At 53.1% G+C, this 401-nt stretch carries 1 rRNA gene; it reads left to right on the top strand.

The window, feature by feature from the left end:
• Nucleotides 1–401 (top strand): 23S ribosomal RNA (locus BLQ79_RS00010); the annotation flags it as partial.

Raw genomic sequence — 401 nt, forward strand, 5'->3', positions numbered from 1 at the left:
AAAAGCTACCCTGGGGATAACAGGCTAATCTCTCCCAAGAGTTCATATCGACGGGGAGGTTTGGCACCTCGATGTCGGCTCATCACATCCTGGGGCTGGAGTAGGTCCCAAGGGTTGGGCTGTTCGCCCATTAAAGTGGTACGCGAGCTGGGTTCAAAACGTCGTGAGACAGTTTGGTTCATATCCATCGCGGGCGTAAGAAGTTTGAGGGGAGCTGCTCCTAGTACGAGAGGACCGGAGTGGACGGATCAACGGTGTACCAGTTGTCACGCCAGTGGCACGGCTGGAAAGCCGCATCCGGAAGGGATAAACGCTGAAAGCATCTAAGCGTGAAGCCCACCCCGAGATGAGACTTCTCATCAGAAATGAGTAAGACTCCTTATAGACTATGAGGTTGATAG

The sequence above is a fragment of the Dialister histaminiformans genome (genome assembly GCF_900103425.1).
Taxonomy (GTDB): Bacteria; Bacillota; Negativicutes; order Veillonellales; family Dialisteraceae; genus Allisonella; species Allisonella histaminiformans.